Below are 26,287 nucleotides of genomic sequence, written 5' to 3'. Positions count from 1 at the left end.
TTCACATGCCGGGCAAGTTTACGCTTTATCCTGCCGCTTCTTCCTTTTCAGCTTCGTCCAGATTTTGCTCTCCTGATGCCGCCATAAACGCTGAATATTGTCATGATGACGCAGCAGGATCAGGCATGAGAGCATCGCTACCGGAAAGGTGAACTGCGGTTTAAACCACCAGACATAGAATGGCGCAATCAGCGCACTGACAATTGCGCCCAGCGACGAATAGCCGCTTAACAGCACCGTCAGCAGCCAGGTTCCCGCCATTACGCCCGTTAAATCCCAGCCAATCGGCGCAATCGCGCCAAACGCGGTGGCCACGCCTTTACCGCCTTTAAATTTAAAGAATACCGGCCAGATATGGCCCAGACAGGCGGCGATAGCGATAAGACCCAGCCAGAAGGGCGTAACGCCAAGCGCATAGGCGCCCCAGACCGGCAGCATCCCTTTTAAAACATCAAAAATCAGTACCGCTGCGGCTGCGCCCTTGCCGCCAATACGTAATACGTTGGTAGCACCGGGATTACCGGAGCCACTCTCTCGCGGGTCAGGGAAACCTGCAAGGCGGCAGACAAGGATGGCGCTGGAGATTGAGCCACAAAGGTACGCAAGGAAAATCATCCCAGGCGCGATTGCACTCATAACGCTGTTCCGTTTTGAAAATGTCGTTTTATTCTCTGCATCCATGGATAATACGCATAAATTTTGCAAAGTGGTATCCGGGTTTCGTGCAAATCCTGAAAGATAACCACTCAATTAGCGGCCTGGCGGCAGTAGCCCAGACGCAAATAAGCAGGCGGAGAAAAATGGACATTGTATTTATCGAACAGCTTTCTGTGATCACCACCATTGGTGTTTATGACTGGGAACAGACCATTGAACAGCAGTTGGTGTTCGATATCGAAATGGCGTGGGATAACCGTCAGGCGGCAAAGAGTGATGATGTTCAGGACTGCCTGAGTTATGCAGACATTGCCGATACCGTCGTCGGGCATGTCGAAGGTGCGCGTTTTGCGCTGGTCGAACGCGTCGCGGAAGAGGTGGCAGATCTGCTGCTTGCGCGCTTTAGCTCCCCCTGGGTGCGCATCAAACTGAGCAAACCTGGCGCGGTAGCGCGGGCAAAAAATGTCGGCGTGATCATCGAGCGTGGCCTAAATCCGAAAAAAAGTTTTTAAATTCATCATCGTTAAACCAAACGCTAGTATTCAGGTCATAGATACGGCTTTTCGCGGCTTCTCCACTGGATGAGCCGTTTTTTATATCTTTTTAGGGGTTTATTTGATGAGCGATATGCACTCCCTGCTGGTGGCGGCCATTCTTGGTGTCGTTGAGGGGCTTACCGAGTTTCTTCCCGTCTCAAGTACGGGTCATATGATTATCGTCGGGCATCTGTTGGGCTTTGAAGGCGATACTGCAAAAACCTTCGAAGTGGTGATCCAGCTCGGCTCGATCCTCGCCGTGGTAGTGATGTTTTGGCGCCGCCTTTTCGGCCTTATCGGCATCCATTTTGGCAAACCGCCGCGCCATGAAGGCACCAGCAGCGGGCGTTTGTCGCTGGTCCATATTCTGCTCGGTATGATTCCGGCGGTGGTAATTGGGCTGGTGTTCCACGATGCAATCAAAACACTCTTCAACCCGAAAAATGTCGCCTATGCCTTAGTGGTTGGTGGCGTGCTGCTGATCGCCGCTGAACTGCTGAAGCCGAAAGTGCCGCGCGCGCAGGGCGTGGATGATATGACCTACCGCCAGGCGTTTTTGATTGGCTGCTTCCAGTGTCTGGCGCTGTGGCCGGGCTTCTCCCGCTCTGGTGCGACCATCTCCGGCGGTATGCTGGTGGGTGTCAGCCGTTACGCGGCTTCGGAGTTCTCGTTCCTGCTGGCGGTGCCGATGATGATGGGCGCGACGGCGCTGGATCTCTATAAGAGCATCGGTTTTCTCACCACTGGCGATATCCCGATGTTCGCCGTCGGTTTTGTGACGGCGTTTATCGTCGCGCTGATCGCTATCAAAACCTTCCTGGAGCTGATTAAACACATCTCCTTTATTCCGTTCGCGATCTACCGCTTTATCGTCGCCGCAGCGGTCTACGTCGTCTTCTTCTAAGCGTTATCGCCCTCAGGCTTCGGGCTGAGGGCAGTGCTCGGCTTTCCACTGCGCAACCGCCGCAATACGTCGGCGGGTCAACTCTTCACGCACTGCCGCACCGGTAAAACCTGCTTCAATCACCGCTTTTGTTGGCACAGCACGTGCCACTTTCCAGGCCGCACGCAGTAAGCGCCCCTGCGAGTAATCAATGGCTTCAAAGCCGGTACGCCCGCGCACATCCGCTTCGCTGGTGAGCGCGATTTGCTCGACCCGCTGCGGTTTGCGCCAGGCATCAATAGAGTCGAACAGCTTGACGATGGTTTTAGGCTGCAAAACAGGGAAGGTGTGGATCAGATCGTGATACTCAGCCACCAGCTTCGCTAAATCGCGCAGCTCATTCGGCACGCGCAGGCGCTGGCACAACCCCTCAACCAGCCGGACACCCGCCGGGCCGTGGCCGTGATGGCGCGGCCAGAGCGCAGGTGGGGTCAGCCCCTTGCCGAGATCGTGGCACAGTGTGGCGAAACGCACATCCACCTCGGGGCTCAGCATCGCTGCCATTGATACCGTCATCAGCGTGTGAATACCGGTATCAATCTCCGGGTGCCATTTCGCCGGGGCCGGAACACCAAACAGCGCATCGATCTCCGGGAAGAGCACCTTCAGCGCGCCGCAGTCACGCAAAACCTGAAAGTAGACCTGCGGATTACGGGTGCGCAGCGCGCTCTCCGTCTCTTTCCACACTCGCTCAGGCGTCAGGTGCGCCAGCTCGCCCGCCCCGGTCATGTCGCGCATCAGCGTCATGGTTTCATCGGCAATACGGAAGCTGAGATGGGCGTAACGGGCGGCGAAACGCGCCACGCGCAGCACGCGGAGCGGATCTTCATTAAACGCGGGGGAGACATGGCGCAGAATGCGCTGACGCAGATCCTGCTGACCATTAAACGGGTCGATAATCGTGCCGTTTTCATCCTGCGCCAGCGCGTTAACCGTTAAATCACGGCGCAGCAGATCCTGTTCAAGGGTGACATCGGGGGCGGCATAGCAGGTAAAACCGGTATAGCCGGAGCCGGACTTCCGCTCGGTGCGCGCCAGTGCATATTCTTCGCGGCTTTGCGGATGGAGGAACACAGGAAAATCGCGGCCTACCTGCTGGTAGCCCGCGTCGAGCATCTCTTGCGGCGTGGCGCCGACCACTACCCAATCTCTGTCTTTGACCGGCAGACCCAACAATGTATCGCGTACTGCACCACCGACCAGATAACTCTTCACCCGCCACTCTCCTCTACACATTTGTCGTCAGATAATACGTAAGTGTAGAGAAGATGGCGAATCGGCTTAGTTCATCCAGCGATCTTTGCGTTTACGTGTCGGGATCATGTGCGGCAGTAGCAGGCCGAGCAGCAGACCCGCGCCCAGCACGCCACCGCCATACATAAACCACTGCATAATGATGGTGCGCTGCTTGTCATCAAGCTGCAGGTTAGCGGCGTTGACCTTCTTCTGCGCGACGATTAGCTCATTTTTGAGCTTCTGGTTCTCATCTTTCAGACCGTTAATCACCCCGTCGCTGCGCGCCACTTTCTGCTGCATATCCGCGGTGCGCTGGTTCCAGGTGTTGTCGATATTGGTCAGTTTATCGGTCAACGTTTTCACCTGGTTTTCCAGTTCCGGCACGCGGGTGCGCAGACTTGGCTGGGTGTTAAGCTGTTTAAGCGGGATCCAGGCAGTACGGCCGCTGCTGTCACGCACCTGGCCATACTCATTATTTTGTTGCAGCAGGGCGACCTCCTCACCGGCGTTTACCGTGCCAACAAGGCGGTAATTATCGCCGGGGCCGCTGCGGACCCAGGTGCTCAATTCGTCCGAAACATACCGCTTCTCTTCAGCGTGGGTGCCGACAGAGACGCTAAGCGCGAAAAGGGTTATTCCAATCAGGCGTAAATTTGGCATCAGGCAATCATTATTTTCTTTGAATGTGAATGGTAAACAGTGGCGACAGTCTGACGACACCCGGCAGGTACCATCAATCGGAATCCTCCAGATCAAACTGCGCACTGATGCGAACATTTGCACCCGCCAGATTGCGCATTCATGGCAATTTGGCAAAAAATACTATCTACTGACAAACCGAGGGCGCGTTAGTTCGCCAAAAATTTTCACTGATGTGACATAACCATAAGTGCAAGGCCATGGCTCAGGAAATTGAATTAAAGTTTATCGTGAAGAGCGACTGCGTGGAAACGCTTCGTCAACATCTTCATACGCTGACGGACGAACATATCCCGTCCAGCCAGTTACTCAACATCTATTACGAAACGCCTGACAACTGGCTACGCAGCCATGATATGGGTCTGCGTATTCGCGGTGTGAACGGCCAATATGAGATGACGATGAAAATCGCCGGTCGCGTGATCGGCGGTTTACATCAGCGCCCGGAATACAATATTCCCCTTGATAAGGCCGAACTTGACCTTTCGCGCTTTCCCGCCGAAGTGTGGCCCGCAGGCGGCCTGCCTGAAGACCTGCAATCGCGCGCGCAGCCGCTGTTCAGCACCGATTTTTACCGCGAAAAGTGGCTGGTTAACGTCGGCGACAGCCGCATTGAGATTGGCCTCGATTTAGGCGAAGTGAAAGCGGGTGAGTTCGCCGAGCCAATTTGTGAACTGGAACTGGAGCTGCTGAGTGGCGATGCGGCGGATATTCTCAAGCTGGCGCGCCAGCTGGCGACGCTCTCCTGCCTGCGTCAGGGCAGCCTGAGCAAAGCCGCGCGCGGGTACCATCTCGCGCAGGGCAATGCGCCGCGCGAGCTTCGCCCGACCCCCTTTTTGCAGCCCGCGCCGAAAGCGACCGTCGAACAGGCGTTTGCCAGTGCGCTGGAACTGGCCCTCTCCCAGTGGCAGTACCATGAAGAGCTGTGGGTGCGTGGTGACGACGCCGCACGGCCTGAAGTGCTGCGCGCGATTGCGCTTCTGCGTCACACCTTCACGCTGTTTGGCGGCATTGTGCCGCGTAAAGCGAGCGCTCACTTACGTGACCTGCTGACCCAGGCGGAAGCGACACTGACCTCCGCAGTTTCCGCTGAAACGGCGGTGTGGGATGTGCCGTCGGCGATGGCGAAATTGCTGTTAACAGAGTGGCTGGTGACTCAGGGCTGGCGCGCGTTTCTTGATGAAAAAGCGCAGGCGAAATTTGCCGACTCCTTCAAGCGCTTCGCCGATATCCACCTCTCGCGCACCGCTTCTGAACTGAAAAAGACCTTTGCTCACCACCTTGGCGACAGCTATCGCGATCAACTGCCGCGCCTGGCGCGTGATATCGACAGCACGCTGCTGCTGGCAGGTTACTACGACCGGGCGCTGGCGAACGCGTGGCTGGAGAACTGGCAGGGTCTTTACCATGCGATTGAAACGCGTCAGAAAATCGAAATTGAGCATTTCCGTAATACCGCCATTAACGAGGAGCCATTCTGGCTACACAGCGGGAAACGCTAACGTAAGGACGTTTTGAATGCAGCACGCATCCCTCTTATCGCAACAGTGGCAAACGGTGCTTTCCCGCTTGCCGGAGGCGCTGACCGCCCGGCCGCTTAGCGCGCAGGCGCAGTCAGTGCTCACGTTCAGTGATTTCGTCCAGCAGAGCCTGGCCGCTTATCCCGAGTGGCTGGCAGAGCTTGAGAGCGCGCCGCCCACCGCAGAGGAGTGGCAGCACTATGCGACGTGGCTGGATGCGCTGCTGCAAAACGTCACCGATGAAGCGTCGCTAATGCGCGCGCTGCGGCAGTTTCGCCGCCGCATCATGGTGCGTATCGCCTGGGCGCAGGCGCTGCGACTCATCAGCGATGAAGCGGTGCTGCAGCAGTTAAGCGTTTTGGCGGAAACCGTGATCGTTGCCGCGCGCGAGTGGCTCTACAGCGCCTGCTGCCGCGAATGGGGAACGCCGTGTAATGCGCAGGGTGTTCCGCAGCCGATGCTGGTGCTCGGCATGGGCAAGCTCGGCGGCGGCGAACTTAACTTCTCTTCCGATATCGATCTCATCTTCGCCTGGCCGGAAAATGGCGTGACGCAAGGCGGCAGGCGCGAACTCGATAACGCCCAGTTTTTCACCCGCCTTGGGCAGCGGCTAATCAAAGTGCTGGATCAGCCGACGCAGGATGGTTTTGTCTACCGCGTCGATATGCGCCTGCGCCCGTTCGGTGAGAGCGGCCCGCTGGTGCTGAGCTTTGCCGCGCTGGAGGATTATTACCAGGAGCAGGGGCGCGACTGGGAGCGCTATGCGATGGTAAAAGCGCGGATCATGGGCGATGACGAGGGTGCGCACGCCAGCGAACTGCGCGCCATGCTGCGCCCGTTTGTCTTCCGCCGCTATATCGACTTCAGCGTCATCCAGTCCCTGCGTAATATGAAAGGGATGATTGCCCGCGAAGTGCGCCGCCGGGGTTTGAAGGACAACATCAAGCTCGGCGCGGGCGGCATTCGCGAAATCGAATTTATCGTGCAGGTGTTCCAGCTGATTCGCGGCGGGCGCGAACCGGCGCTGCAATCCCGCTCGCTGCTGCCGACCTTAGCGGCTATCGATCGGCTGCATCTGCTGCCGGAGGGCGATGCGGAGAAACTGCGCGCTGCCTATCTCTGGCTGCGGCGGCTGGAAAACCTGCTGCAAAGCATTAATGACGAGCAGACGCAGACGCTGCCGGGCGATGAGCTGAACCGCGCGCGTCTCGCCTGGGGCATGGGCGTGGAGAGCTGGGATGCGCTGAGCAGCCAGCTTGAGGCGCATATGGCCGCCGTGCGGCGCATCTTTAATGAGCTGATTGGCGATGATGAAGCGGAGTCCGCCGACGAGGCGCTCTCTGAACAGTGGCGCGAACTGTGGCAGGACGCGTTGCAGGAGGAGGACAGCACGCCGGGGCTTGCGCATTTAAGCGATGAGGATCGCCGCCGCGTGGTGGCGCTGATTGCCGATTTCCGCCACGAGCTTGATAAGCGCCCCATCGGCCAGCGCGGCCGCCAGGTGCTCGATCACCTGATGCCGCACCTGCTGAGCGATGTCTGCTCGCGCGCGGATGCGCCGGTGCCGTTATCGCGCCTGACGCCGCTGCTTACCGGTATCGTGACCCGCACCACCTATCTTGAGTTACTGAGTGAATTTCCCGGCGCGCTGAAACATCTTATTTCGCTGTGTGCCGCTTCACCGATGGTAGCGAGCCAACTGGCACGCTACCCGATCCTGCTCGATGAACTGCTCGATCCCGCCACGCTCTACCAACCGACGGCGATGAACGCCTATCGCGATGAGCTGCGCCAGTATCTGCTGCGTGTGCCGGAAGAGGATGAAGAGCAGCAACTGGAAGCGCTGCGCCAGTTCAAACAGGCACAGATGCTACGCGTTGCGGCGGCGGATATCGCCGGTACGCTACCGGTAATGAAAGTGAGCGATCACTTAACCTGGCTGGCAGAGGCGATTATCGATGCCGTGGTTCAGCAAGCCTGGGGGCAGATGGTGAAGCGTTACGGTCAGCCTGCGCATCTGCACGATCGTGAAGGGCGCGGCTTTGCCGTGGTCGGCTACGGCAAACTGGGCGGCTGGGAGCTGGGTTACAGCTCCGATCTCGATCTGGTCTTTTTACACGACTGCCCAATGGATGTGATGACTGACGGCGATCGCGAAATCGATGGCCGCCAGTTCTACCTGCGGCTGGCGCAGCGCATTATGCACCTCTTCAGCACGCGCACCTCTTCCGGCATCCTCTATGAAGTGGATGCGCGCCTGCGCCCCTCCGGTGCGGCAGGCATGTTAGTGACTACCGCCGAGGCCTTCGCCGATTACCAGAAAAACGAAGCCTGGACCTGGGAACATCAGGCGCTGGCCCGTGCGCGCGTGGTCTACGGCGACCCGCAATTGACGGTGCAGTTCGACGCTATTCGCCGCGATATTCTGCTGACGCCGCGCGATGGCGCGACGCTGCAAACCGAAGTGCGCGAGATGCGCGAGAAGATGCGCGCCCATCTTGGCAATAAACAGAAGGATCGCTTCGATCTGAAAACCGATGAGGGCGGCATTACCGACATCGAGTTTATCGCGCAATATCTGGTGCTGCGTTACGCCCACGATAAGCCGAAGCTGACGCGCTGGTCAGACAATGTGCGCATTCTGGAGGGGCTGGCGCAGAACGGCATTATGGAGGAGCAGGAGGCGCTGGCGCTGACCCATGCTTACACCACGCTGCGCGATGAGCTGCACCACCTGGCGCTGCAGGAGCTGCCGGGAAATGTGCCGCTCTCCTGCTTTGTCGCGGAACGAGAGCTGATTAAAACCAGCTGGGTGAAGTGGCTGGTGGAACCGTGCGCCCCGGCGTAAGTGTGATATCATCGCGCGCAAATTTTGTATCTCTCAGGAGACAGGAATGAAAGTTACGCTGCCAGAGTTTAAACAAGCCGGTGTGATGGTGGTGGGCGATGTGATGCTGGATCGTTACTGGTACGGTCCAACCAGCCGCATCTCCCCGGAAGCGCCGGTGCCGGTGGTCAAAGTCGATACCATTGAAGAGCGTCCGGGCGGCGCGGCGAACGTGGCGATGAACATTGCCTCGCTGGGTGCCTCCGCGCGCCTGGTCGGCCTGACCGGCATTGACGATGCGGCGCGCGCGCTGAGCAAAGCGCTGGCGGATGTTAACGTCAATTGCGACTTCGTTTCTGTTCCGACTCACCCGACCATCACCAAGCTGCGCGTGCTGTCACGCAACCAGCAGCTGATCCGCCTCGATTTTGAAGAGGGGTTTGATGGCGTCGATCCGCAGCCGATGCATGAGCGCATCAACCAGGCGCTGGGCTCGATTGGCGCGCTGGTGCTCTCCGATTACGCCAAAGGTGCGCTCAACAGCGTTCAGCAGATGATTGCGCTGGCGCGTAAAGCCGGTGTACCGGTGCTGATCGATCCGAAAGGGACCGATTTTGAGCGCTATCGCGGCGCAACGCTGCTGACGCCGAATCTCTCCGAGTTCGAAGCGGTGGCGGGCAAATGTAAGAGTGAAGAGGAGATCGTCGAGCGCGGTATGAAAGTGATCGCCGATTACGATCTCTCTGCATTGCTGGTGACCCGCTCCGAGCAGGGGATGACGCTGCTGCAGCCGGGCAAAGCGCCGCTGCATATGCCGACTCAGGCGCAGGAAGTGTATGACGTGACAGGCGCAGGCGACACGGTGATTGGCGTGCTGGCGGCAACGCTTGCGGCGGGTAACTCGCTGGAAGAGGCCTGTTTCTTTGCCAACGCTGCCGCTGGTGTGGTGGTTGGTAAACTCGGCACCTCAACCGTTTCGCCGATCGAGCTGGAGAATGCCGTGCGCGGTCGTGCGGAAACCGGCTTCGGCGTGATGAGCGAAGAGGAGCTGAAAGTGGCCGTTGCCGCCGCGCGCAAACGCGGTGAAAAAGTGGTGATGACCAACGGCGTCTTCGACATCCTCCACGCCGGGCATGTCTCTTACCTGGCGAACGCGCGCAAGCTCGGCGACCGCCTGATTGTTGCCGTCAACAGCGATGCTTCGACCAAACGCCTGAAAGGCGAGACGCGTCCGGTCAACCCGCTTGAGCAGCGCATGATTGTGCTGAGCGCGCTGGAAGCTGTGGACTGGGTGGTGTCGTTTGAAGAGGATACGCCACAGCGTCTGATTGCCGGCGTTCTGCCGGATAAGCTGGTGAAAGGCGGGGATTACAAGCCGGATCAAATCGCTGGCAGCGAAGAGGTGTGGGCGAACGGCGGTGAAGTGCTGGTGCTCAACTTCGAAGATGGTTGCTCGACGACGAATATCATCAAAAAGATCCAGAAAAACAGCCAGTAAACGGCGGTTAACTCTGTAAAGCAGAACGGGCCTTGCGGCCCGTTTTTTATTACGGCGTATCGTCCACAGGCGGTATCGCCGGTGCCGGTTTTATCTCCGTCACCTCAGAGGCGACAACAGGCGCAGCAGCCGGTTGCGCGCTGGCAGCGGTGGAACCGCGGTTTTCCAGATCGTTCAGACGCTGCTCCAGCAGCGCCAGCTTTTCGCGGGTGCGCAGCAGAACCTGCGTCTGCACATCGAACTCTTCCCGGCTGACCAAATCAAGGCGGGTTAACTGCCCCTGCAAGGCCTGGCGAATCTTCTTCTCAACATCTTCGCCAAGCTCACGGATCCCTTTCGGCATGGATTCGTGAACCTGTCGTGCAATCTGTTCAATTTTCTTCGGATCAATCATTTTCGGTTCCCTGCTCGGATGGGCTCAACTAATTATTGTAGTGTGATAACCGCAGGTGATAAACCAGAATTGTTTGAAGCTTATGCATTGCCCGCCGTTATCATTGGCGTTATAGTTATCGCGCTTATTCTCAGGGCGGGGCGAAATTCCCCACCGGCGGTAAATCAGCGTACGCTGAAAGCCCGCGAGCGCTTCAGACTTCGGTTTGAAGGTCAGCAGATCCGGTGTAATTCCGGGGCCGACGGTTAAAGTCCGGATGGGAGAGAGTAACGATTCTGCCGGGCAAAGGTGCCCGCTCGCGTTATTTTTGGTCGTTTAATGACACTCCTAAGACTGCCCTGATTCTGGTAACCATAACTTTATTGAGGTCTTTTACCATGAATCAGACGCTACTTTCCTCTTTTGGCACCGCTTTCGATCGCGTTGAACAGGCGCTTGCCGCCCTGCGCGAAGGGCGTGGTGTGATGGTTCTCGATGATGAGAGCCGTGAGAACGAAGGCGACATGATTTTCGCCGCTGAAACCATGACCGTTGAGCAGATGGCGCTCACTATCCGTCACGGTAGCGGCATTGTTTGTCTCTGCCTGACCGACGAGCGTCGTAAACAGCTCGACCTGCCGATGATGGTGGAGAACAACACCAGCGCCTTCGGCACCGGTTTTACCGTCACCATCGAAGCGGCACACGGCGTTACCACTGGCGTTTCCGCCGCTGACCGCCTGACCACCGTGCGTGCTGCGATTGCTGACGACGCCAAGCCGTCCGATCTGCACCGTCCTGGCCACGTCTTCCCGCTGCGCGCGCAGAAGGGCGGCGTACTGACCCGCGGTGGCCACACCGAAGCGACCATCGACTTAGTATCGCTGGCGGGCTTTAAACCGGCCGGCGTGCTATGCGAATTAACCAATGATGATGGCTCAATGGCGCGCGCGCCGGAGTGCATCGCCTTTGCGAAGCAGCACAATATGGCCGTCGTAACGATTGAAGATCTGGTGGCTTATCGCCAGGATCTGGAGCGCAAAGCCAGCTAACGGCGAGTGCTCAGCAGAGAAAATCCGATGCCAGCGGCGTCGGATTTTTTTTTGCCTGCGCCATGTCAAAGTTTGGTGTGCTTACAGGACTTCCGCATTGCTATTAACCCTTCCTACTTATAAAGTGGTAGTCGCTGCGGCACGGACACGCCGCAGCTAACCTATTATTTTTGCGAAGGTTTATTTGCGGAGGCGCCGTGTTTATTTCCTGGTATTGGTTACTGCTCGTGGTAGTGCTGGTGGTTGGTTATGTTCACGCCCTAAGACGCCGTTATAAGGCCTGCCGCCACGAGCGCGATGCCGTTTACGAGGGCTATCAGCGCGCGCAGGCGGAGCTGAAAAGATTTCAGCGCGCAGGCCAGACCAAATAGCGCAGCCGTTAACCGCCGAAGCCCATCGCCTGCAGGGCGACCAGGCTTAAGCCCATCACCGACATGCCGCACAGCACGCCGTAGCTTGGGTTGTTGTTGGGATCGATCTCCTTTGCCAGCGGCATTAACTCATCCACCGACAGCGCGACCATAATACCCGCGACCGCCGCCATAATCGCCGCCATCACCACCGGCGAGACCAGGCTGCCGAGAATTAACCACGCCAGCACGCCGCCCAGAATCTCCGCTAAACCGGAAATACCGGCCCACATTACCGCGCTGCGCTTTGAGCCCGTCGCCGCGTAGACCGGGCCTGCGACCGCCAGCCCTTCAGGAATATTGTGTAAAGCCACGGCAAAAGCGATGCCGAAGCCCAGCTCCAGATCGTTGCTGGCGGTGACATAAGTGGCGATCCCCTCCGGGAAGTTGTGCAGGCTAATACCGAGGGTCAGCAGAATAGCGGTACGGCGAATGCCGCGCGGCAACGCCTCCTGCGAGCCCTGCATTAAATCCTGCGCATGGGCATGGGGCAGCAGGCGGTCCAGCGCGAAGTAGCCGAGCAAACCCACGACAAACATGCCGTAACCGAGCATCGGCGGCATACTTTCGGTTGCCAGCGCGGCGGGGAGCATCTCCATTAACGAGATAAGCAGCATGATGCCGGCGGCAAAGCCGAGCGAAAACGCCAGTACGCGGTTAGAAGGTTTCTGGCCGATAACGCCCAGAATGGCGCCAATAAACGTGGCGGCGCCCGCCAGGATGGTCAGAATCAACGGGACTGACATACATCGCTCCTTTATGATAATCATTCTCATTAATGTAAGTTTTCGCCCGCAGAAAAGCGAGGCAGCCACGGCACTTTTACCTATTCCTTACATTCAAAATTACTGACGATCTTCATCATGCTTATCTGAGTTCATCGCCCTGAGAAAAAGCGTAACCTGCTTTCATCATATTGGCATCTTCTGTAAGGATATCCTCATGTCTGCACCTCGTATGCCCGCGCTGTTTCTGGGGCACGGCAACCCAATGAATGCGCTGCAGGATAACGTTTATACCCGCGCCTGGGGGAAACTGGGCGATACCTTGCCGCGTCCGAAAGCGATTGTGGCGATCTCCGCGCACTGGTTTACACGCGGCACTGGCGTAACGGCGATGGAGACACCGCAAACGATCCATGATTTCGGCGGTTTCCCGCAGGCGCTGCACGACGTGCATTACCCCGCGCCCGGTTCGCCCGCGCTGGCACAGCGGCTGGTGGATCTGCTCTCACCGCTGCCGGTGACGCTCGATCATGAAGCCTGGGGCTTCGATCATGGCTCCTGGGGCGTGCTGATCAAGATGTACCCCAATGCGGATATTCCCATGGTGCAGCTCAGTATCGACAGCACCAAACCGGCGGCGTGGCACATGGAGATGGGGCGTAAACTCGCCGCGCTGCGCGATGAAGGGGTGATGATTGTCGCCAGCGGTAACGTGGTGCACAACCTGCGCACGGCGCGCTGGCACGGTGACACCACGCCTTTTCCATGGGCCGTCGCTTTCAACGATTTTGTGAAGCAGAACCTGACGTGGCAGGGGCCGGTCGAGCAGCATCCGCTGGTCAACTACCTCGACCATGATAGCGGTTCGCTCGCCAATCCAACGCCGGAACACTTCCTGCCGCTGCTCTATGTGCTTGGCGCATGGGATGGCAACGAGCCGCTGTCGATCCCCGTTGAGGGGATGGAGATGGCTTCCATCAGCATGCTGTCGGTGCAGGTGGGGTAAAAACGATGGCGCGCAATGCGCCATTTTTTTTGCGCCAGGATCGCGGAAACCGGAGAATGATCGCAAAAAAACGCCGCTGAACCGGGTTTTTTATGAAAATAAAAAGATCTGTTCTGCAAAAATGAAACGCCGTGCTGAATTTGGTGTTTTTTTGTGAACCCCATCGTCGCGCAAATTCTCACCAGTAACTACTCTTCTGATTGTCCTGCTCTCATACCCATAACCACTCTCGACTTCCAGCCACGTGCTTTCTGCTCGCGGCAGTTTTGACTGTGCCAAAAATTAAACCTCTGGAGATCCGGCAATATGAACTCTGCACAACGTTTTCTGACTTTTTCGATCGGTTCCGCTCTGCTCTTTATGTCGCATACCGCGCTCGCACAAACGTTTCGCGCCGCCGATGTTCATCCGGCGGATTACCCCAATGTCGTGGCGGTAAAACATATGGGTGAGAAATTAAGTAAAGCTACCGATGGCCGTCTGGAAATTAAAACCTTTCCCGGCGGCGTATTAGGCGATGAGAAACAGGTGATTGAGCAGGCGCAAATCGGCGCTATCGATATCATTCGCGTCTCGATGACGCCAGTGGCGGCGATATTGCCGGAGATTAACGTTTTCACGCTGCCCTACATCTTTCGCGATGAAGATCATATGCACAAAGTGCTCGACGGCATGATTGGCCAGGAGATTGGCAACCGGCTCTCTGCGAGCAGCAAATCGCGGCTGATTTTCCTCGGCTGGATGGATGCCGGCACGCGCAACCTGATTACCAAAGCGCCAGTTACTAAAGCGGAAGATTTGAAGGGGATGAAAATCCGTGTTCAGGGCAGCCCGATTGCCCTTGATACCCTGAAAGCGATGGGGGCGAACTCGGTGGCGATGGGGGTGAGTGAAGTCTTCAGCGGCATGCAGACCGGAGTGATTGACGGCACGGAGAACAACCCGCCGACCTTTGTGGCGCACAACTATTTGCCGGTAGTGAAGAACTATACCTGGAGCAAACACTTCATTATTCCCGAGCTGTTTCTCTTCTCAAAAGCCAAGTGGGACAAGCTGAAAAAAGAGGATCAGGAGCTGATCCTGAAGCTGGCGAAAGAGGCGCAGGTGGAGCAGCGCGAGCTGTGGAAAGCCTATAACGAGAAGTCGCTGCAGGCGATGAAAGCGGGTGGCGTGCAGTTCCACGACATCGACACCAAAGCTTTCTACGATGCCACGCAGTCGGTACGCGATAAGTACGGCAATGCGCACCAGGATTTGATTAAGCGTATTCAGGACGTGCAGTAAGCTGGCCGGGCAGGTTTGCCTGCCCGTTTGCGACTTCTACCGGGAAAACCGTTATGGCAGAACGCTATTCGTTGTTAATGGATATTCTCTATCGCCTCTCTATGTGGGTGGCCGGTCTGGCGCTGTTGGTGATGGTGGCGATTATCCCCGTGGGGATTTTCGCCCGCTATGTGTTGAACAGCGCGCTCTCCTGGCCGGAGCCGGTGGCGATCATCTGCATGGTGACCTTTACCTTTATCGGCGCTGCCGTGAGCTACCGTGCCGGATCGCATATCGCTGTCACCATGATGACCGACCGCTTAAGCGAACCGCTGCGTAAGGTCTGTTTCCTGCTGGCGGATCTGATGCTGATGGCTATCAGCCTCTTTATACTCTGGTACAGCGCGACGCTGTGCGCCGAATTGTGGGAGCAGCCGGTGGCAGAGTTCCCGCTCTTTACCGCCGGAGAGAGCTATTTACCGCTGCCGATAGGCTCTGCGATCACCCTTCTGTTTATTGTCGAGAAGATGCTTTTTGGCGCGCAGTACCACCGTCCGGTGGTGATGCTCGGCTCGTCGAGCTGACTCCGGTAAGGAACCTTTATGGATGCATTTATTCTGGTCTTTACGCTCGCCATTATGTTGGCGATTGGCGTGCCGGTCGCCTATGCGGTCGGCATTAGCGCGGTACTCGGCGCGTGGTATATCGATATTCCGCTGGAAGCGGTGATGATCCAGCTGACCAACGGCGTGAATAAATTCTCACTGCTGGCGATCCCGTTTTTTATTCTGGCCGGGGCGATTATGGCGGAGGGCGGCATTGCCCGCAGGCTGGTCAACTTTGCCTATATCTTTGTCGGCTTTATTCGTGGCGGCCTGTCGCTGGTTAATATCGTCGCTTCGACCTTTTTCGGTGCCATTTCGGGATCGTCGGTGGCAGATACCGCCTCGATCGGCTCGGTAATGATCCCGGAGATGGATAAAAAGGGTTACCCGCGCGATTTCGCTGCCGCCGTTACCGCCAGCGGATCGGTGCAGGCGATCCTCACGCCACCCAGCCACAACTCGGTGATCTACTCGCTGGCAACGGGCGGTACTGTCTCCATCGCGGCGCTGTTTATCGCCGGGATTTTACCAGGCCTGCTGCTCAGTTTTACCCTGATGGTGATGTGCGTGGTCTTTGCCCACAAGCGCGGTTACCCAAAAGGGGAGCGGGTGCCGTTTCGCCAGGCGTTGAAGATCTTTGCCGATACGCTGTGGGGGCTGATGACGGTGGTGATCATCATGGGCGGCATTCTCTCCGGCATCTTCACCGCCACCGAATCAGCGGCAATCGCCTGTCTGTGGGCCTTCTTCGTCACCATGTTTATCTATCGTGACTACAAATGGTCCGAGCTGCCGAAGCTGATGTACCGCACGGTGAAAACCGTCACTATCGTGATGATCCTGATTGGCTTCGCCTCGGCCTTCGGTGCGGTAATGACCTATATGCAGCTGCCGGGGCGCATCACCGAGGCGTTTACCCAGCTCTCTGACAACAAGTATGTGATTCTGATGTGCATTAACATCATGCTGCTGCTGCTCGGCACGCTGATGGATATGGCGCCGCTGATCCTGATCCTGACGCCGGTACTGCTGCCGGTGACCAATGCGCTGGGTATCGATCCGGTGCATTTCGGTATGATCATGCTGGTCAACCTGGGGATTGGGTTGATTACGCCGCCGGTGGGATCGGTGCTGTTTGTCGCCAGCGCGGTGAGTAAACAGAAGATCGAGCAGGTGGTGAAGGCGATGCTGCCTTTCTACGCCATCCTGTTCGTGGTGTTGATGCTGGTGACCTATATTCCGGCCATCTCGCTCTTCCTGCCGAAGCTGTTTGGCGTGATGTAAGCTGGGCCTGAGAGAATAAAAAACCCGGCGCTGAGGGCCGGGTTTTTACTTATTCGACAAAGATATGCGGGTAGAAGCGGGAGAGATCCTGGGTGATCAGCGCCCGATCTTCGCGGATGCCGATACCGGCAGGCTGATCGTTAATAAGCCAGCTGCCAATCAGCGTATAGCTGTCGCCAAACTTCGGCAGCGGGTAGAACTCCTGCACGATCATCCCCTCTTCGCCGTACGGGCCCTCCACCGACTCGACGGTTTTGCCGTTCTCAACGATCGAGACGTTGGCACCTTCGCGGGAGAAGATCGGTTTCACCACATACTTCTCCATCGGCGGATGATCTTCATCGGCAAACCAGGCTGGCAGCAGATTAGGGTGATCCGGGAACATCTGCCACAGCATCGGCAGCAGCGCCTTGTTGGAGATGATGCTCTTCCAGGCCGGCTCCAGCCAGCGCACGCCAGCATCTTCCAGCTTGGTGGAGAACATTTCGCGCAGCATGTATTCCCACGGATAGAGCTTGAAGAGGTTGCCAATCACCTGATCCTGCAGATCGGAAAACTGCCCCTTTTCACCGAGGCCAATATCTTCGATATAGAGAAACTCAGAGGCCAGCTCCGCTTCGGCCGCGCAATCCTGGAGATACTGCACCGTACCGCGATCTTCTACCGTATCGCGGCAGCAGGTGAAGTGCAGCAGCTGGAAGCCGTGCTGCTCGCGCAGCTCTGCAAAGCGTGCGATGAGCTTCTCCTGCAGGCTGTTGAACTGATCGCTGCCCTGCGGCAGGTTGCCGGCGTTGAGCTGATCTTCGAGCCAGATCCACTGAAAGAAGGCCGCTTCATACAGCGAGGTCGGCGTGTCGGCATTGTTTTCCAGCAGCTTAGGCTCCCCGATGCCATCCCAGGCGAGATCGAGACGTGAATAAAGCGAAGGCTGATGCGTGTCCCACGACTGGCGCACAAAGCCCCAGGTGTGTTTTGGAATGCGGAATTTGGTCATCAGTTCATCGCTGGCAACGACCTTCTCTACCACCTGCAGGCACATCTGGTGCAGCTCGGCGGTGACATCCTCCAGTTTCTCAACCTGGGCGAGCGTCAGTTTGTAGTAGGCATCTTCACACCAGTAGGGCTCGCCATACATGGTGTGAAAATTAAAGCCGTACTCCGCTGCTTTTTCGCGCCAGTCCGGGCGCTCGCTAATGCTGATTCTTTCCATCGACGTCAGCCACCCATTGAACGGCTGGAGGTGCCGGAGGCGCTGCTGCGCTGCATGGTGTTCTGTTTGGCGACCGATTCACCAAAGCCGCCGCGGGTTACGGTGGTAGTGGTGGCCGGTTTCGGCGCCATCGCGGTTTTAGGCACCGTTGCGGTACGGCCCGGCTGCGCTGCACCGTAACCTTTACCGGAGGCGTCGGTGTATTGACCGTAAGCCGGACTTGCCGGGTTACGCGAGCTGAAGAGCGGCTGCTGAGCAAAGCCCGCGCCGCCGCCCATTAAGCGGCCCATCATGTAACCGGCCATCAGCGGCATCCAGAAGCTGCCGCTGGACTGATTCTGCGCCTGGTTTTCTGTGCCCGCCGCACCTACGCCTGCCTGCGCGGGTGCCTGCTGGCACTGGCCTTCGCCAAACTCCGCCACGCAATCTTCGCGTGAGGCGTATTTCGGCGCGGTACGTTCAGCTTCTTTTAAGGCATTGTTGTACGCGGCTTTACACTCCGCGCTTTTACCCGGATTCGCCGATGAGCAGTCGTCGGCGTTCTGGTACATGGAAACCGTTTCGTCATTTTGTTCACAGGCTGCCAGCATAAACACGGCGGAGACCGCCAGCGCGACAGGCGTTAAATGACGTGCGCTCCAGCTTTTGCGGAACGTCGCATGATTAATATTTTTTGTCCGTTTCATTGTTATCTTCCTGTGGACCCAAAGGCATGAATAAAACAATCAGGATAGAGGATGGGGGGGCGAAGTTAAAGCGAGGCGGGAAGGCCTTTACGTTGCCTTACGTAAAAACGGGGGCTGTGTGCCCCCGTGATCTATAGCGGGTGTTTAACGAGTCAGGCCGGTGCGTGCGGCGGCAGGTTGTGCACCCGCGCCGAAGTTCTCAACCTTAGCCTGCTGCTCCGGGTTCTCCGGTGCCACGCTCTCTGGCGCAGTAGAGATGGATTTGCCCAGCGCACCGTTAAGCGCAACCAGATCCTGCTCATTCAGCGTACCGAGCGCCTGCTTAATATTAAGCTGGTTAATCAGGTAGTTATAACGAGCGCTTGAGAGCTGCTGCTTCGCGTTGTAGAGCGTGGTAGTGGCATCCAGCACGTCAACAATGGTGCGTGTACCGACTGAGTAGCCTGCTTCCATCGCATCAAGGGAGCTCTGCGCAGAGACCACCGCCTGTTTGTAGGCGTTGATGCTGCTGATCGAGGCGTTGACGTTATTAAAGGAGGAGCGAACGTTCTGCACTACGCTGCGGTGCGCGCTCTCCAGCTGCTCGCTGGCACCCACGAAGTTAAATTGTGCCTGTTTGACCTGCGAGTTTACCTGACCACCCTGATAGAGCGGCAGGGAGAAGCTCAGGCCAACTTTGTTCTGACCAACGTCGGAGTCGCTGAACTGCGAGTTGTTACGCGTTCTGGAACCGCTGTAGGAGGAGTTCGACACGCCGGTAGAGGCAGTTAAATCCAGGGTCGGCAAGTGACCATCCTGCGCCTGACGAATCTGCTCGCGCGCCAGATCCTGGCTCAAACGCGCCTGCAACAGCGTCAGGTTGCGGTTTTCCGCTTCTTTCAGCAGGTTGTTCACCGGCTGCGGTTTGTCGGTCTTAAAGCTCTGGACGTTCAGCGACGCCAGCTCCGGGTAGTAATTACCGGTCACCTGGCGCAGCGTCTCTACGGCGTTATCCAGTGCGTTACGCGCCGAAACTTCGTTCGCCAGCACGGTGTCATACTGTGAGCGGGCGTTCTGCACATCGGTGATGGCAACCAGGCCAACGTTAAAGCGCTGGGTGGTTTGATCTAACTGGCGATAGATAGACTGCTTCTGCGCTTCGGTGTAGGAGAGCGTATCGATGGCGCTCAGCACGTTGAAGTAGGCGGTAGCGGTGTTCAGCATCAGCGTCTGCTGGTCGGTCTGCCAGGTGACATCCTGAATCCCGGCTGTTTTTTCCTGTAAAGTCAGCGCGCGCCATTTCGACATATCAAAAATGGTCTGCGTTAATTGCAGTGAACCGCTGGTCACGTTGGAATCGACGCCCTGGCTATCGCGGAAGCCGTTGGTATAGGTGTAGTCTGCCCCCAAACCAAGCTGAGGCAGTAACGGGCTACGCGCTTCATTAATCTTTTCGAAGGCGGCATCGCGGTCGGCGGCGGATTTACGCAGATCCGGGTTGCTTAAACGCGCCTGCTGATAAACCTGTAACAGGTTTTCTGCCTGGCTCATCGCACTGAAACCGGTCAGGCTCAGGCCGATAAAGAGGGGGAGCAATTTCTTCATTTGCATTCCTTGTTGTGAAGCAGTACTAGCGCTGATCTAAATTGGAAAAATAATCGCAGATTCTACCAGAAGTACGCACCGCGAAAGCTTGGCGTAACGTGCCATCGGCATAAATTTGCATCAATCTAACACATAGCGCTTGAAACACGCGTAAAACAGGCTTGAAAATCCACCGATTTATCATCACTTCATATGAGATGCCGCCAATGAATAAGCCAGACTCATCCATCGTCACTTTCACAAAAAATGATGTAGAAATTATTGCACGGGAAACGCTCTACACCGGTTTTTTTTCGCTTGTTCGCTATCGTTTTCGCCATCGTCTTTTTAATGGCGGAATGAGCGGCGAAGTGCAGCGTGAAATTTTTGAACGCGGTCACGCCGCAGTCTTGCTACCCTATGACCCTGTGCGCGACGAAGTCGTGCTGATCGAACAGATTCGCATTGCAGCATTTGATACCAGCGACACGCCGTGGCTGCTGGAGATGGTTGCCGGCATGATCGAAGTGGGCGAGTCGGACGAAGAGGTCGCACGGCGTGAGGCGGATGAAGAGGCCGGTTTAGCGGTCGGACGCGTGAAAAGGATGCTGAGCTACCTGGCAAGCCCGGGCGGTACCAGCGAGCGCACTGCCGTACTGGTTGGTGAAGTGGATGCCACACAGGCCTCAGGTATTCATGGTCTGGTGGATGAAAACGAAGATATTCGTGTTCATGTGGTGAGCCGGGAACAGGCTTACCAGTGGGTAGAAGAGGGGACAATTGACAACGCAGCGTCTGTCATCGCCTTGCAATGGCTGCAGCTGCATTATGAGAGCTTACAAAACGAGTGGAAAAAATGAAGCGTTACACACCTGACTTCCCAGAAATGATGCGCCTGTGCGAGACCAATTTCGCCCAGCTGCGCCGCCTGCTACCGCGTAATGATGAGGCGGGCGAAGCGGTAAGTTATCAGGTGACCAATGCGCAGTACCGATTAACGATTGTTGAATCCACCCGCTACACTACGCTTGTGGAGATTGAACAGACCGCGCCTGCCGTCAGCTACTGGAGCCTGCCCTCAATGACAGTGCGCCTGTATCACGATGCGATGGTGGCCGAAGTGTGTTCGAGCCAGCAGATCTTTCGATTTAAAGCGCGTTATGATTATCCCAATAAAAAGTTGCATCAACGCGACGAAAAGCATCAAATTAATCAGTTTCTGGCCGACTGGCTGCGTTACTGTTTAGCACATGGAGCAATGGCGATTCCGGTTTGTTAGCGTCGTGAAACCTAAGGACACCATTTGGAAAGCCTGTTAAACCTCTCTCTGGGGAGTGAGTCCAGAGTCAGGGTATTACAAATAACCGATTCTCACCTGTTCGCCAAAAAGCATGAAACGCTGTTAGGAGTAAACACCTGGGAGAGCTATCAGGCGGTACTGAATGCGATCCGGGCTCAGCAGCGTTCGTGCGATCTGATCGTCGCCACCGGCGATTTGGCGCAGGATCATACCGCTGCGGCTTATCAGCACTTTGCTGAAGGTATCGCAAGCTTCGACGCACCCTGCGTCTGGCTGCCGGGCAATCACGATTTTCAACCTGCCATGTACAGCGCGCTGCAGGATGCGGGGATCTCCTCCGCGAAACGTGTCTTTGTCGGTGAGCAGTGGCAAATCCTGCTGCTTGACAGCCAGGTGTTCGGCGTTCCGCACGGTGAGCTAAGCGAATTTCAGCTCGACTGGCTGGAGAAAAAACTCGCCGACAGCCCGCAGCGCCACACGTTACTGCTTTTGCATCACCATCCGCTGCCGTCCGGCTGCAGCTGGCTTGATCAGCACAGCCTGCGCAACGCCGCGGAGCTGGATAACATGCTGCAACGCTTTCCGCAGGTGCGCACGCTGATTTGCGGGCATATCCACCAGGAACTCGATCTCGACTGGAATGGCCGCCGCCTGCTGGCGACGCCGTCGACCTGCGTGCAGTTTAAGCCGCACTGCGCCAGCTTCACGCTGGATACTATCGCGCCAGGCTGGCGCTGGCTGGATCTCTACCCTGACGGAACGCTGCACACTGAAGTGTGCCGTCTGGCGGGGAGCGAATTCAGACCCGATACCGCCTCAGAAGGCTATTGATGTCAACGCTTCTTTATCTACATGGTTTCAACAGTTCGCCCAGCTCCGGCAAAGCGACGCAGCTGGCGCAATGGGTCGCACAGCATCATCCGCATATTGAAATGGTGGTGCCGCAGCTGCCGCCCTATCCGGCCGAAGCCGCAGAGATGCTGGAGTCGCTGGTGCTTGCCCGGGGTGGAAAAACGCTCGGTATTGTCGGCTCTTCCCTCGGCGGTTATCTGGCGACCTGGCTCTCGCAATGCTTTATGCTGCCAGCGGTGGTAGTCAATCCGGCGGTACGGCCGTTTGAATTGCTGGCGGATTATCTCGGCCCTAACGAGAACCCCTACACAGGGCAGCAATATGTGCTAGAGTCTCGCCATATTTACGAGCTCAAAGTGATGCAAGTTGACCCGCTTGAGGCGCCGGATCTGATCTGGCTGCTGCAACAAACCGGGGACGAAGTGCTCGATTACCGCCAGGCGGTGGCCTATTACGATGCCTGCCGCCAGACAGTTGAAGAGGGCGGAAATCACGCCTTCACGGGCTTTGAGAAACATTTCACACAGATTATCGATTTCCTTGGGCTTGAATAAGCCGCCGGAAACGATGCGATCACTATCTACGAATACACCATGACGCAATCCTATAACGCTGATGCCATAGAGGTACTCACCGGGCTTGAGCCGGTTCGCCGCCGTCCGGGGATGTATACCGATACCACGCGCCCTAACCATCTGGGCCAGGAAGTTATTGATAACAGCGTGGATGAAGCGCTGGCGGGCCACGCGAAGCGCGTGGAGGTCATTCTTCACGCCGATCAGTCGCTGGAAGTTATCGACGACGGGCGCGGCATGCCGGTGGATATCCACCCGGAAGAGGGCGTTCCTGCCGTCGAACTGATCCTCTGCCGCCTGCACGCGGGCGGTAAATTCTCCAACAAAAACTACCAGTTCTCGGGCGGCCTGCACGGCGTCGGCATTTCGGTGGTTAACGCCCTGTCACGCCGTGTGGAAGTAACCGTCAAACGCGACGGCCAGGTCTACAGCATCGCCTTCGAGAATGGCGACAAGGTGCAGGATCTGAAAGTGATCGGCACCTGCGGTAAGCGCAATACCGGCACCAGCGTTCACTTCTGGCCGGATGAATCCTTCTTCGACAGCCCGCGCTTCTCCGTTTCCCGCCTGATGCATCTGCTGAAAGCGAAAGCGGTGCTCTGCCCGGGTGTTGAGATTGTCTTTAAAGACAATGTGAATAATGCCGAGCAGCGCTGGTGCTATCAGGATGGTCTGAACGACTACCTGAGCGAAGCGGTAAATGGCCTGCCGACGCTGCCGGAAAAACCGTTTATCGGCAACTTCTCTGCCGAAACGGAAGCGGTGGACTGGGCGCTGCTCTGGCTGCCGGAAGGCGGCGAGCTGCTGACCGAAAGCTACGTTAACCTGATCCCGACCATGCAGGGCGGTACCCACGTTAACGGCCTGCGTCAGGGCCTGCTCGATGCGATGCGCGAATTCTGCGAATACCGCAATATCCTGCCGCGCGGCGTGAAGCTCTCGGCGGAAGATATCTGGGATCGCTGCGCTTACGTGTTGTCGGTCAAAATGCAGGATCCGCAGTTTGCCGGGCAGACCAAAGAGCGTCTCTCCTCCCGTCAGTGCGCAGCGTTCGTCTCCGGCGTGGTGAAAGATGCCTTCAGCCTGTGGCTGAACCAGAATATTCAGACGGCGGAAATGCTGGCGGAGATGGCGATCTCCAGCGCTCAGCGCCGCATGCGCGCTGCCAAAAAAGTGGTGCGTAAAAAGCTCACCAGCGGCCCGGCGCTGCCCGGCAAGCTGGCGGATTGCACCGCGCAGGATCTCTCGCGTACCGAACTCTTCCTGGTGGAAGGGGACTCCGCGGGCGGATCGGCGAAGCAGGCGCGCGATCGCGAGTTTCAGGCGATCATGCCGCTGAAGGGCAAGATCCTTAACACCTGGGAGGTCTCCTCCGATGAAGTGCTGGCCTCGCAGGAGGTGCATGATATTTCGGTGGCGATCGGTATCGATCCGGACAGCGAAGATCTCAGCCAGCTGCGTTACGGCAAGATCTGTATTCTGGCGGATGCGGATTCCGACGGGCTGCACATCGCCACGCTGCTCTGCGCGCTGTTTGTGAAGCATTTCCGTACGCTTGTGAAAAATGGTCACGTCTACGTTGCGCTGCCGCCGCTCTACCGTATCGATCTCGGCAAAGAGGTCTATTACGCGTTAACGGAAGAGGAAAAAACCGGCGTGCTGGAGCAGCTGAAACGCAAAAAGGGCAAACCGAACGTACAGCGCTTTAAAGGGCTGGGCGAGATGAACCCGATGCAGCTGCGTGAAACCACGCTCGATCCGAATACGCGCCGCCTGGTGCAGCTCATCATCAGCGATGAAGATGACAAGCAGACCGACGCCATGATGGATATGTTGCTGGCTAAGAAGCGCTCGGAAGATCGACGCAACTGGCTGCAAGAGAAGGGCGATACGGCGGAGATCGAAGCCTAAACCCGTCACGCCCGGTGGCGCTCCGCTTACCGGGCCTGGTCAACGCTTTCAGGTTGTATGTAGGCCGGATAAGGCGCAAGCCGCCATCCGGCATGTTGTGCATCTTACCTGAAGCGTGTGGCTGTATAGATCTCATCGTTCTCGCGTTTGCCCACACCGATCACCGTCACGGTGATGATCTCGTCTTCGACTTTATAGACCAGCCGGTATCCCGCACCGCGTAGCTTAATTTTGTACTGATCTTTGCGCCCATGGAGCTGTGCTGCCGGGACGCGCGGGTTTTCGAGCCGCTCCTGAAGCTTCTTTTTGAACTGCTCGCGAACAGTGCTTCCCAGCTTCTTCCACTCCTTTAATGCCGATACGTTGAACGCCAGCTTATAGGTCATCAAGCTTGACCTCGATGGTGGGTTCATCAGCACGCTCGTCCGCAATGCGCCCCAGCTCTTCGTCTTCAAGCATCTCCATCAGGCGTGCATAGAGCGCGGGCGGGACGCAGTAGAACGCGGGTTCATTGCGATTAAGAATGGCAACCGGCGCGCCTTCCCCGGCATTAAATGTCCCCATCGGGTCACGTTTCAGTTCGGTGATGCTGGCTGCGGTGGTCGTCAGAATCTGGAATGGCATAGTCGTTCTCCTGTCAAAGAGAGGCCATTATGGTGCATTAAAAAGTGCTTTTAAAGGTGCTTTTTAAGGGCGTGTTCGTTGCGATGATTCTTCCTGTACTGCAACGGCGTTTCGCCGATGCCGCGTTTAAACGCGCTAATAAAATAGGTCACATCGGAAAACCCGACATCAAGGGCGATCTCGCGGATGCTGAGCGGTGTGTGAAGCAGCGAGTCGCACGCTTTGCGCAAACGCAGGGTGTTTAAATATTGATGGATCGGCTCGCCGGTCTCGAAATGAAAGCGGCGCGAGACATAGCTGCGTGATTTGCCAAGATCCCCGGCGAGCCGTTGCAGGCTAAACTTATGCCGGTAATTCTCCTGTAGCCAGAACATCACCGGCGTGGCGATCCCGCTCTGCTCTTCCGGTAATTTCTCAATATCCTCCGGCAATATACTTAGCAGATTCAGCAGCAAGCAGGCGACCTGCTCGACATTCAGGCTGCGGTTCTCGGCCAGCTTCCCATAACAACTAAACAGATGATCGATATGGGGGTGGATATCGGCCGCGTCCATCACCACCGCCGCGCCCCCGCGTAAGGAGAGGCGCTGTAAACGCTGGTGATTATGCGGAAAATCGCGCAGGTGTTTCAGCACCACATGGTGATCGACATGGATAATGGTGCGGCGATAACAATCCTGTGCCTGCTCATCCACCATTACCCGGTGCAGGGTAAAGGGCGGAAAGAAAAAGAGCCTGCCGGGCCGCATGGTGTAGTGGCGATTATCAACAATCACCACGCCAAAGCCCTCTTCGACATAGAGCACTTCCAGGCACTGATGCCAGTGGTGGTAACGCACGGTATTGGCGTAAAGGCGGCTAAACGACACGATCGCGTCGTTGAGGGTAATTAGTTCCAGCCGCTCTGCCTGCAAGCCTGAAGTCATGGTGCA

The 26,287-nt window shown here is 57.0% G+C and carries 27 protein-coding genes and 1 riboswitch; of the genes, 16 read left to right on the top strand and 11 right to left on the bottom strand.

Annotated features, from left to right (window positions below; genetic code table 11):
- Window positions 1-18: 18 nt before the first annotated feature.
- Window positions 19-636 (bottom strand): glycerol-3-phosphate 1-O-acyltransferase PlsY, encoded by a 618-nt coding sequence (gene plsY / locus ABIC80_RS14535; RefSeq protein WP_023480785.1) that lies wholly within the window; start codon window positions 634-636, stop codon window positions 19-21.
- A 164-nt stretch (window positions 637-800) separates the two neighbouring features.
- On the opposite strand from plsY, the gene folB reads away from it, so the two are divergent.
- A complete protein-coding gene (gene folB, locus ABIC80_RS14530) occupies window positions 801-1,169 on the top strand; it encodes a bifunctional dihydroneopterin aldolase/7,8-dihydroneopterin epimerase (RefSeq protein ID WP_200134757.1) in 369 nt (122 codons plus the stop codon).
- A gap of 106 nt (window positions 1,170-1,275) precedes the next feature.
- Entirely contained in the window at window positions 1,276-2,097 is an 822-nt protein-coding gene (gene bacA / locus ABIC80_RS14525) for an undecaprenyl-diphosphate phosphatase (RefSeq protein WP_429177599.1), read from the top strand.
- Window positions 2,098-2,109: 12 nt separating this feature from the next.
- Here the strand turns inward: bacA and ABIC80_RS14520 are convergent, their stop codons facing one another.
- The gene (locus ABIC80_RS14520; protein WP_429177598.1) at window positions 2,110-3,351 is read right to left on the bottom strand and encodes a multifunctional CCA addition/repair protein; all 1,242 of its coding nucleotides are present in this window, start codon (window positions 3,349-3,351) and stop codon (window positions 2,110-2,112) included.
- 66 nt (window positions 3,352-3,417) lie between these two features.
- A complete protein-coding gene (locus tag ABIC80_RS14515; protein ID WP_023480821.1) occupies window positions 3,418-4,032 on the bottom strand; it encodes a TIGR04211 family SH3 domain-containing protein in 615 nt (204 codons plus the stop codon).
- Window positions 4,033-4,271: 239 nt separating this feature from the next.
- Here ABIC80_RS14515 and ABIC80_RS14510 point away from each other — a divergent pair, with 239 nt between their 5' ends.
- From ABIC80_RS14510 to hldE, 3 genes are read left to right on the top strand one after another with little or no spacing between them, the layout of a single operon-like run.
- Window positions 4,272-5,573: an inorganic triphosphatase gene (locus ABIC80_RS14510; protein WP_429177597.1), complete on the top strand. Its 1,302-nt coding sequence runs from the start codon at window positions 4,272-4,274 to the stop codon at window positions 5,571-5,573.
- Between the two features lie 16 nt (window positions 5,574-5,589).
- A complete protein-coding gene (glnE, locus tag ABIC80_RS14505; protein ID WP_429177596.1) occupies window positions 5,590-8,439 on the top strand; it encodes a bifunctional [glutamate--ammonia ligase]-adenylyl-L-tyrosine phosphorylase/[glutamate--ammonia-ligase] adenylyltransferase in 2,850 nt (949 codons plus the stop codon).
- Between the two features lie 46 nt (window positions 8,440-8,485).
- Window positions 8,486-9,916 carry a bifunctional D-glycero-beta-D-manno-heptose-7-phosphate kinase/D-glycero-beta-D-manno-heptose 1-phosphate adenylyltransferase HldE gene (gene hldE, locus ABIC80_RS14500; protein ID WP_023480735.1) on the top strand — a complete coding sequence of 477 codons (1,431 nt, stop codon included), beginning with the start codon at window positions 8,486-8,488 and terminating at the stop codon, window positions 9,914-9,916.
- A 49-nt stretch (window positions 9,917-9,965) separates the two neighbouring features.
- Here the strand turns inward: hldE and ubiK are convergent, their stop codons facing one another.
- Window positions 9,966-10,310: a ubiquinone biosynthesis accessory factor UbiK gene (ubiK, locus tag ABIC80_RS14495; protein ID WP_094422146.1), complete on the bottom strand. Its 345-nt coding sequence runs from the start codon at window positions 10,308-10,310 to the stop codon at window positions 9,966-9,968.
- 122 nt (window positions 10,311-10,432) lie between these two features.
- Window positions 10,433-10,582: riboswitch (FMN riboswitch) on the top strand.
- A gap of 105 nt (window positions 10,583-10,687) precedes the next feature.
- Here ubiK and ribB point away from each other — a divergent pair.
- Window positions 10,688-11,341, top strand: a complete 654-nt coding sequence (ribB, locus tag ABIC80_RS14490) for a 3,4-dihydroxy-2-butanone-4-phosphate synthase (RefSeq protein WP_023480747.1) — start codon at window positions 10,688-10,690, stop codon at window positions 11,339-11,341.
- 197 nt (window positions 11,342-11,538) lie between these two features.
- Window positions 11,539-11,712 (top strand): hypothetical protein, encoded by a 174-nt coding sequence (locus ABIC80_RS14485; RefSeq protein ID WP_042717974.1) that lies wholly within the window; start codon window positions 11,539-11,541, stop codon window positions 11,710-11,712.
- Between the two features lie 8 nt (window positions 11,713-11,720).
- Here ABIC80_RS14485 and zupT read toward each other — a convergent pair whose 3' ends face one another.
- Window positions 11,721-12,497: a zinc transporter ZupT gene (gene zupT / locus ABIC80_RS14480; protein WP_023481018.1), complete on the bottom strand. Its 777-nt coding sequence runs from the start codon at window positions 12,495-12,497 to the stop codon at window positions 11,721-11,723.
- Window positions 12,498-12,693: 196 nt separating this feature from the next.
- Here zupT and ygiD point away from each other — a divergent pair, with 196 nt between their 5' ends.
- From ygiD to ABIC80_RS14460, 4 genes are all read left to right on the top strand, one after another.
- On the top strand, window positions 12,694-13,482 hold the full coding sequence (gene ygiD / locus ABIC80_RS14475) for a 4,5-DOPA dioxygenase extradiol (RefSeq protein WP_042717975.1): 789 nt from the start codon (window positions 12,694-12,696) through the stop codon (window positions 13,480-13,482).
- A gap of 306 nt (window positions 13,483-13,788) precedes the next feature.
- Window positions 13,789-14,766 (top strand): TRAP transporter substrate-binding protein, encoded by a 978-nt coding sequence (locus ABIC80_RS14470; protein WP_200579708.1) that lies wholly within the window; start codon window positions 13,789-13,791, stop codon window positions 14,764-14,766.
- Window positions 14,767-14,819: 53 nt separating this feature from the next.
- The gene (locus tag ABIC80_RS14465; RefSeq protein ID WP_094422138.1) at window positions 14,820-15,329 is read left to right on the top strand and encodes a TRAP transporter small permease; all 510 of its coding nucleotides are present in this window, start codon (window positions 14,820-14,822) and stop codon (window positions 15,327-15,329) included.
- Window positions 15,330-15,347: 18 nt separating this feature from the next.
- Entirely contained in the window at window positions 15,348-16,634 is a 1,287-nt protein-coding gene (locus ABIC80_RS14460; protein ID WP_042717980.1) for a TRAP transporter large permease, read from the top strand.
- 49 nt (window positions 16,635-16,683) lie between these two features.
- Here the strand turns inward: ABIC80_RS14460 and ABIC80_RS14455 are convergent, their stop codons facing one another.
- The 3 genes from ABIC80_RS14455 to tolC form a co-directional block, all read right to left on the bottom strand.
- On the bottom strand, window positions 16,684-17,844 hold the full coding sequence (locus ABIC80_RS14455; protein ID WP_429177595.1) for a glutathionylspermidine synthase family protein: 1,161 nt from the start codon (window positions 17,842-17,844) through the stop codon (window positions 16,684-16,686).
- Between the two features lie 5 nt (window positions 17,845-17,849).
- On the bottom strand, window positions 17,850-18,530 hold the full coding sequence (locus ABIC80_RS14450) for a DUF1190 family protein (RefSeq protein WP_054803016.1): 681 nt from the start codon (window positions 18,528-18,530) through the stop codon (window positions 17,850-17,852).
- 144 nt (window positions 18,531-18,674) lie between these two features.
- Window positions 18,675-20,114 carry an outer membrane channel protein TolC gene (gene tolC, locus ABIC80_RS14445; RefSeq protein WP_263753919.1) on the bottom strand — a complete coding sequence of 480 codons (1,440 nt, stop codon included), beginning with the start codon at window positions 20,112-20,114 and terminating at the stop codon, window positions 18,675-18,677.
- A 206-nt stretch (window positions 20,115-20,320) separates the two neighbouring features.
- Between tolC and nudF the strand changes: the two genes are divergently transcribed.
- Genes nudF through parE form a run of 5 tightly spaced genes read left to right on the top strand, consistent with a single transcriptional unit; the run spans window position 20,321 to window position 24,731 of the window.
- Window positions 20,321-20,953: an ADP-ribose diphosphatase gene (nudF, locus tag ABIC80_RS14440; protein ID WP_023480789.1), complete on the top strand. Its 633-nt coding sequence runs from the start codon at window positions 20,321-20,323 to the stop codon at window positions 20,951-20,953.
- A complete protein-coding gene (locus tag ABIC80_RS14435; RefSeq protein ID WP_023480711.1) occupies window positions 20,950-21,372 on the top strand; it encodes a DUF1249 family protein in 423 nt (140 codons plus the stop codon). The genes nudF and ABIC80_RS14435 overlap by 4 nt, the downstream gene beginning before the upstream one ends.
- Before the next feature lie 24 nt (window positions 21,373-21,396).
- Window positions 21,397-22,224 (top strand): 3',5'-cyclic-AMP phosphodiesterase, encoded by an 828-nt coding sequence (gene cpdA, locus ABIC80_RS14430; protein ID WP_429177593.1) that lies wholly within the window; start codon window positions 21,397-21,399, stop codon window positions 22,222-22,224.
- Window positions 22,224-22,799, top strand: coding sequence for an esterase YqiA (gene yqiA / locus ABIC80_RS14425; RefSeq protein WP_023480978.1), 576 nt, complete (start codon window positions 22,224-22,226; stop codon window positions 22,797-22,799). The genes cpdA and yqiA overlap by 1 nt, the downstream gene beginning before the upstream one ends.
- Window positions 22,800-22,838: 39 nt before the next feature.
- Window positions 22,839-24,731 carry a DNA topoisomerase IV subunit B gene (gene parE, locus ABIC80_RS14420; protein ID WP_042717986.1) on the top strand — a complete coding sequence of 631 codons (1,893 nt, stop codon included), beginning with the start codon at window positions 22,839-22,841 and terminating at the stop codon, window positions 24,729-24,731.
- Window positions 24,732-24,835: 104 nt separating this feature from the next.
- On the opposite strand, the gene ABIC80_RS14415 is transcribed toward parE, so the two are convergent.
- From ABIC80_RS14415 to ABIC80_RS14405, 3 genes are read right to left on the bottom strand one after another with little or no spacing between them, the layout of a single operon-like run.
- On the bottom strand, window positions 24,836-25,117 hold the full coding sequence (locus ABIC80_RS14415; RefSeq protein ID WP_042717987.1) for a type II toxin-antitoxin system RelE family toxin: 282 nt from the start codon (window positions 25,115-25,117) through the stop codon (window positions 24,836-24,838).
- Complete coding sequence (locus ABIC80_RS14410; protein WP_042717989.1) at window positions 25,107-25,355, bottom strand: type II toxin-antitoxin system Phd/YefM family antitoxin; 249 nt, start codon at window positions 25,353-25,355, stop codon at window positions 25,107-25,109. The genes ABIC80_RS14415 and ABIC80_RS14410 overlap by 11 nt, the downstream gene beginning before the upstream one ends.
- Before the next feature lie 50 nt (window positions 25,356-25,405).
- A complete protein-coding gene (locus tag ABIC80_RS14405) occupies window positions 25,406-26,281 on the bottom strand; it encodes a helix-turn-helix transcriptional regulator (protein ID WP_305207494.1) in 876 nt (291 codons plus the stop codon).
- Window positions 26,282-26,287: the final 6 nt, after the last annotated feature.

It is taken from the genome of Kosakonia sp. 1610, assembly GCF_050435845.1.
In the GTDB taxonomy this organism is placed as follows: domain Bacteria; phylum Pseudomonadota; class Gammaproteobacteria; order Enterobacterales; family Enterobacteriaceae; genus Kosakonia; species Kosakonia cowanii.
The sequence above is the reverse complement of the archived record's forward strand: the minus strand, read 5'-3'. Positions and strand labels throughout refer to the sequence as shown.

Bases quoted from the DNA above. Each gene is read 5' to 3' on its own strand.
- plsY (WP_023480785.1), bottom strand. From the start codon at position 636: ATGAGTGCAATCGCGCCTGGGATGATTTTCCTTGCGTACCTTTGTGGC.
- folB (WP_200134757.1), top strand. From the start codon at position 801: ATGGACATTGTATTTATCGAACAGCTTTCTGTGATCACCACCATTGGT.
- bacA (WP_429177599.1), top strand. From the start codon at position 1,276: ATGAGCGATATGCACTCCCTGCTGGTGGCGGCCATTCTTGGTGTCGTT.
- ABIC80_RS14515 (WP_023480821.1), bottom strand. From the start codon at position 4,032: ATGCCAAATTTACGCCTGATTGGAATAACCCTTTTCGCGCTTAGCGTC.
- ABIC80_RS14510 (WP_429177597.1), top strand. From the start codon at position 4,272: ATGGCTCAGGAAATTGAATTAAAGTTTATCGTGAAGAGCGACTGCGTG.
- glnE (WP_429177596.1), top strand. From the start codon at position 5,590: ATGCAGCACGCATCCCTCTTATCGCAACAGTGGCAAACGGTGCTTTCC.
- hldE (WP_023480735.1), top strand. From the start codon at position 8,486: ATGAAAGTTACGCTGCCAGAGTTTAAACAAGCCGGTGTGATGGTGGTG.
- ubiK (WP_094422146.1), bottom strand. From the start codon at position 10,310: ATGATTGATCCGAAGAAAATTGAACAGATTGCACGACAGGTTCACGAA.
- ribB (WP_023480747.1), top strand. From the start codon at position 10,688: ATGAATCAGACGCTACTTTCCTCTTTTGGCACCGCTTTCGATCGCGTT.
- zupT (WP_023481018.1), bottom strand. From the start codon at position 12,497: ATGTCAGTCCCGTTGATTCTGACCATCCTGGCGGGCGCCGCCACGTTT.
- ygiD (WP_042717975.1), top strand. From the start codon at position 12,694: ATGTCTGCACCTCGTATGCCCGCGCTGTTTCTGGGGCACGGCAACCCA.
- ABIC80_RS14470 (WP_200579708.1), top strand. From the start codon at position 13,789: ATGAACTCTGCACAACGTTTTCTGACTTTTTCGATCGGTTCCGCTCTG.
- ABIC80_RS14465 (WP_094422138.1), top strand. From the start codon at position 14,820: ATGGCAGAACGCTATTCGTTGTTAATGGATATTCTCTATCGCCTCTCT.
- ABIC80_RS14460 (WP_042717980.1), top strand. From the start codon at position 15,348: ATGGATGCATTTATTCTGGTCTTTACGCTCGCCATTATGTTGGCGATT.
- ABIC80_RS14455 (WP_429177595.1), bottom strand. From the start codon at position 17,844: ATGGAAAGAATCAGCATTAGCGAGCGCCCGGACTGGCGCGAAAAAGCA.
- ABIC80_RS14450 (WP_054803016.1), bottom strand. From the start codon at position 18,530: ATGAAACGGACAAAAAATATTAATCATGCGACGTTCCGCAAAAGCTGG.
- tolC (WP_263753919.1), bottom strand. From the start codon at position 20,114: ATGAAGAAATTGCTCCCCCTCTTTATCGGCCTGAGCCTGACCGGTTTC.
- nudF (WP_023480789.1), top strand. From the start codon at position 20,321: ATGAATAAGCCAGACTCATCCATCGTCACTTTCACAAAAAATGATGTA.
- ABIC80_RS14435 (WP_023480711.1), top strand. From the start codon at position 20,950: ATGAAGCGTTACACACCTGACTTCCCAGAAATGATGCGCCTGTGCGAG.
- yqiA (WP_023480978.1), top strand. From the start codon at position 22,224: ATGTCAACGCTTCTTTATCTACATGGTTTCAACAGTTCGCCCAGCTCC.
- parE (WP_042717986.1), top strand. From the start codon at position 22,839: ATGACGCAATCCTATAACGCTGATGCCATAGAGGTACTCACCGGGCTT.
- ABIC80_RS14415 (WP_042717987.1), bottom strand. From the start codon at position 25,117: ATGACCTATAAGCTGGCGTTCAACGTATCGGCATTAAAGGAGTGGAAG.
- ABIC80_RS14410 (WP_042717989.1), bottom strand. From the start codon at position 25,355: ATGCCATTCCAGATTCTGACGACCACCGCAGCCAGCATCACCGAACTG.
- ABIC80_RS14405 (WP_305207494.1), bottom strand. From the start codon at position 26,281: ATGACTTCAGGCTTGCAGGCAGAGCGGCTGGAACTAATTACCCTCAAC.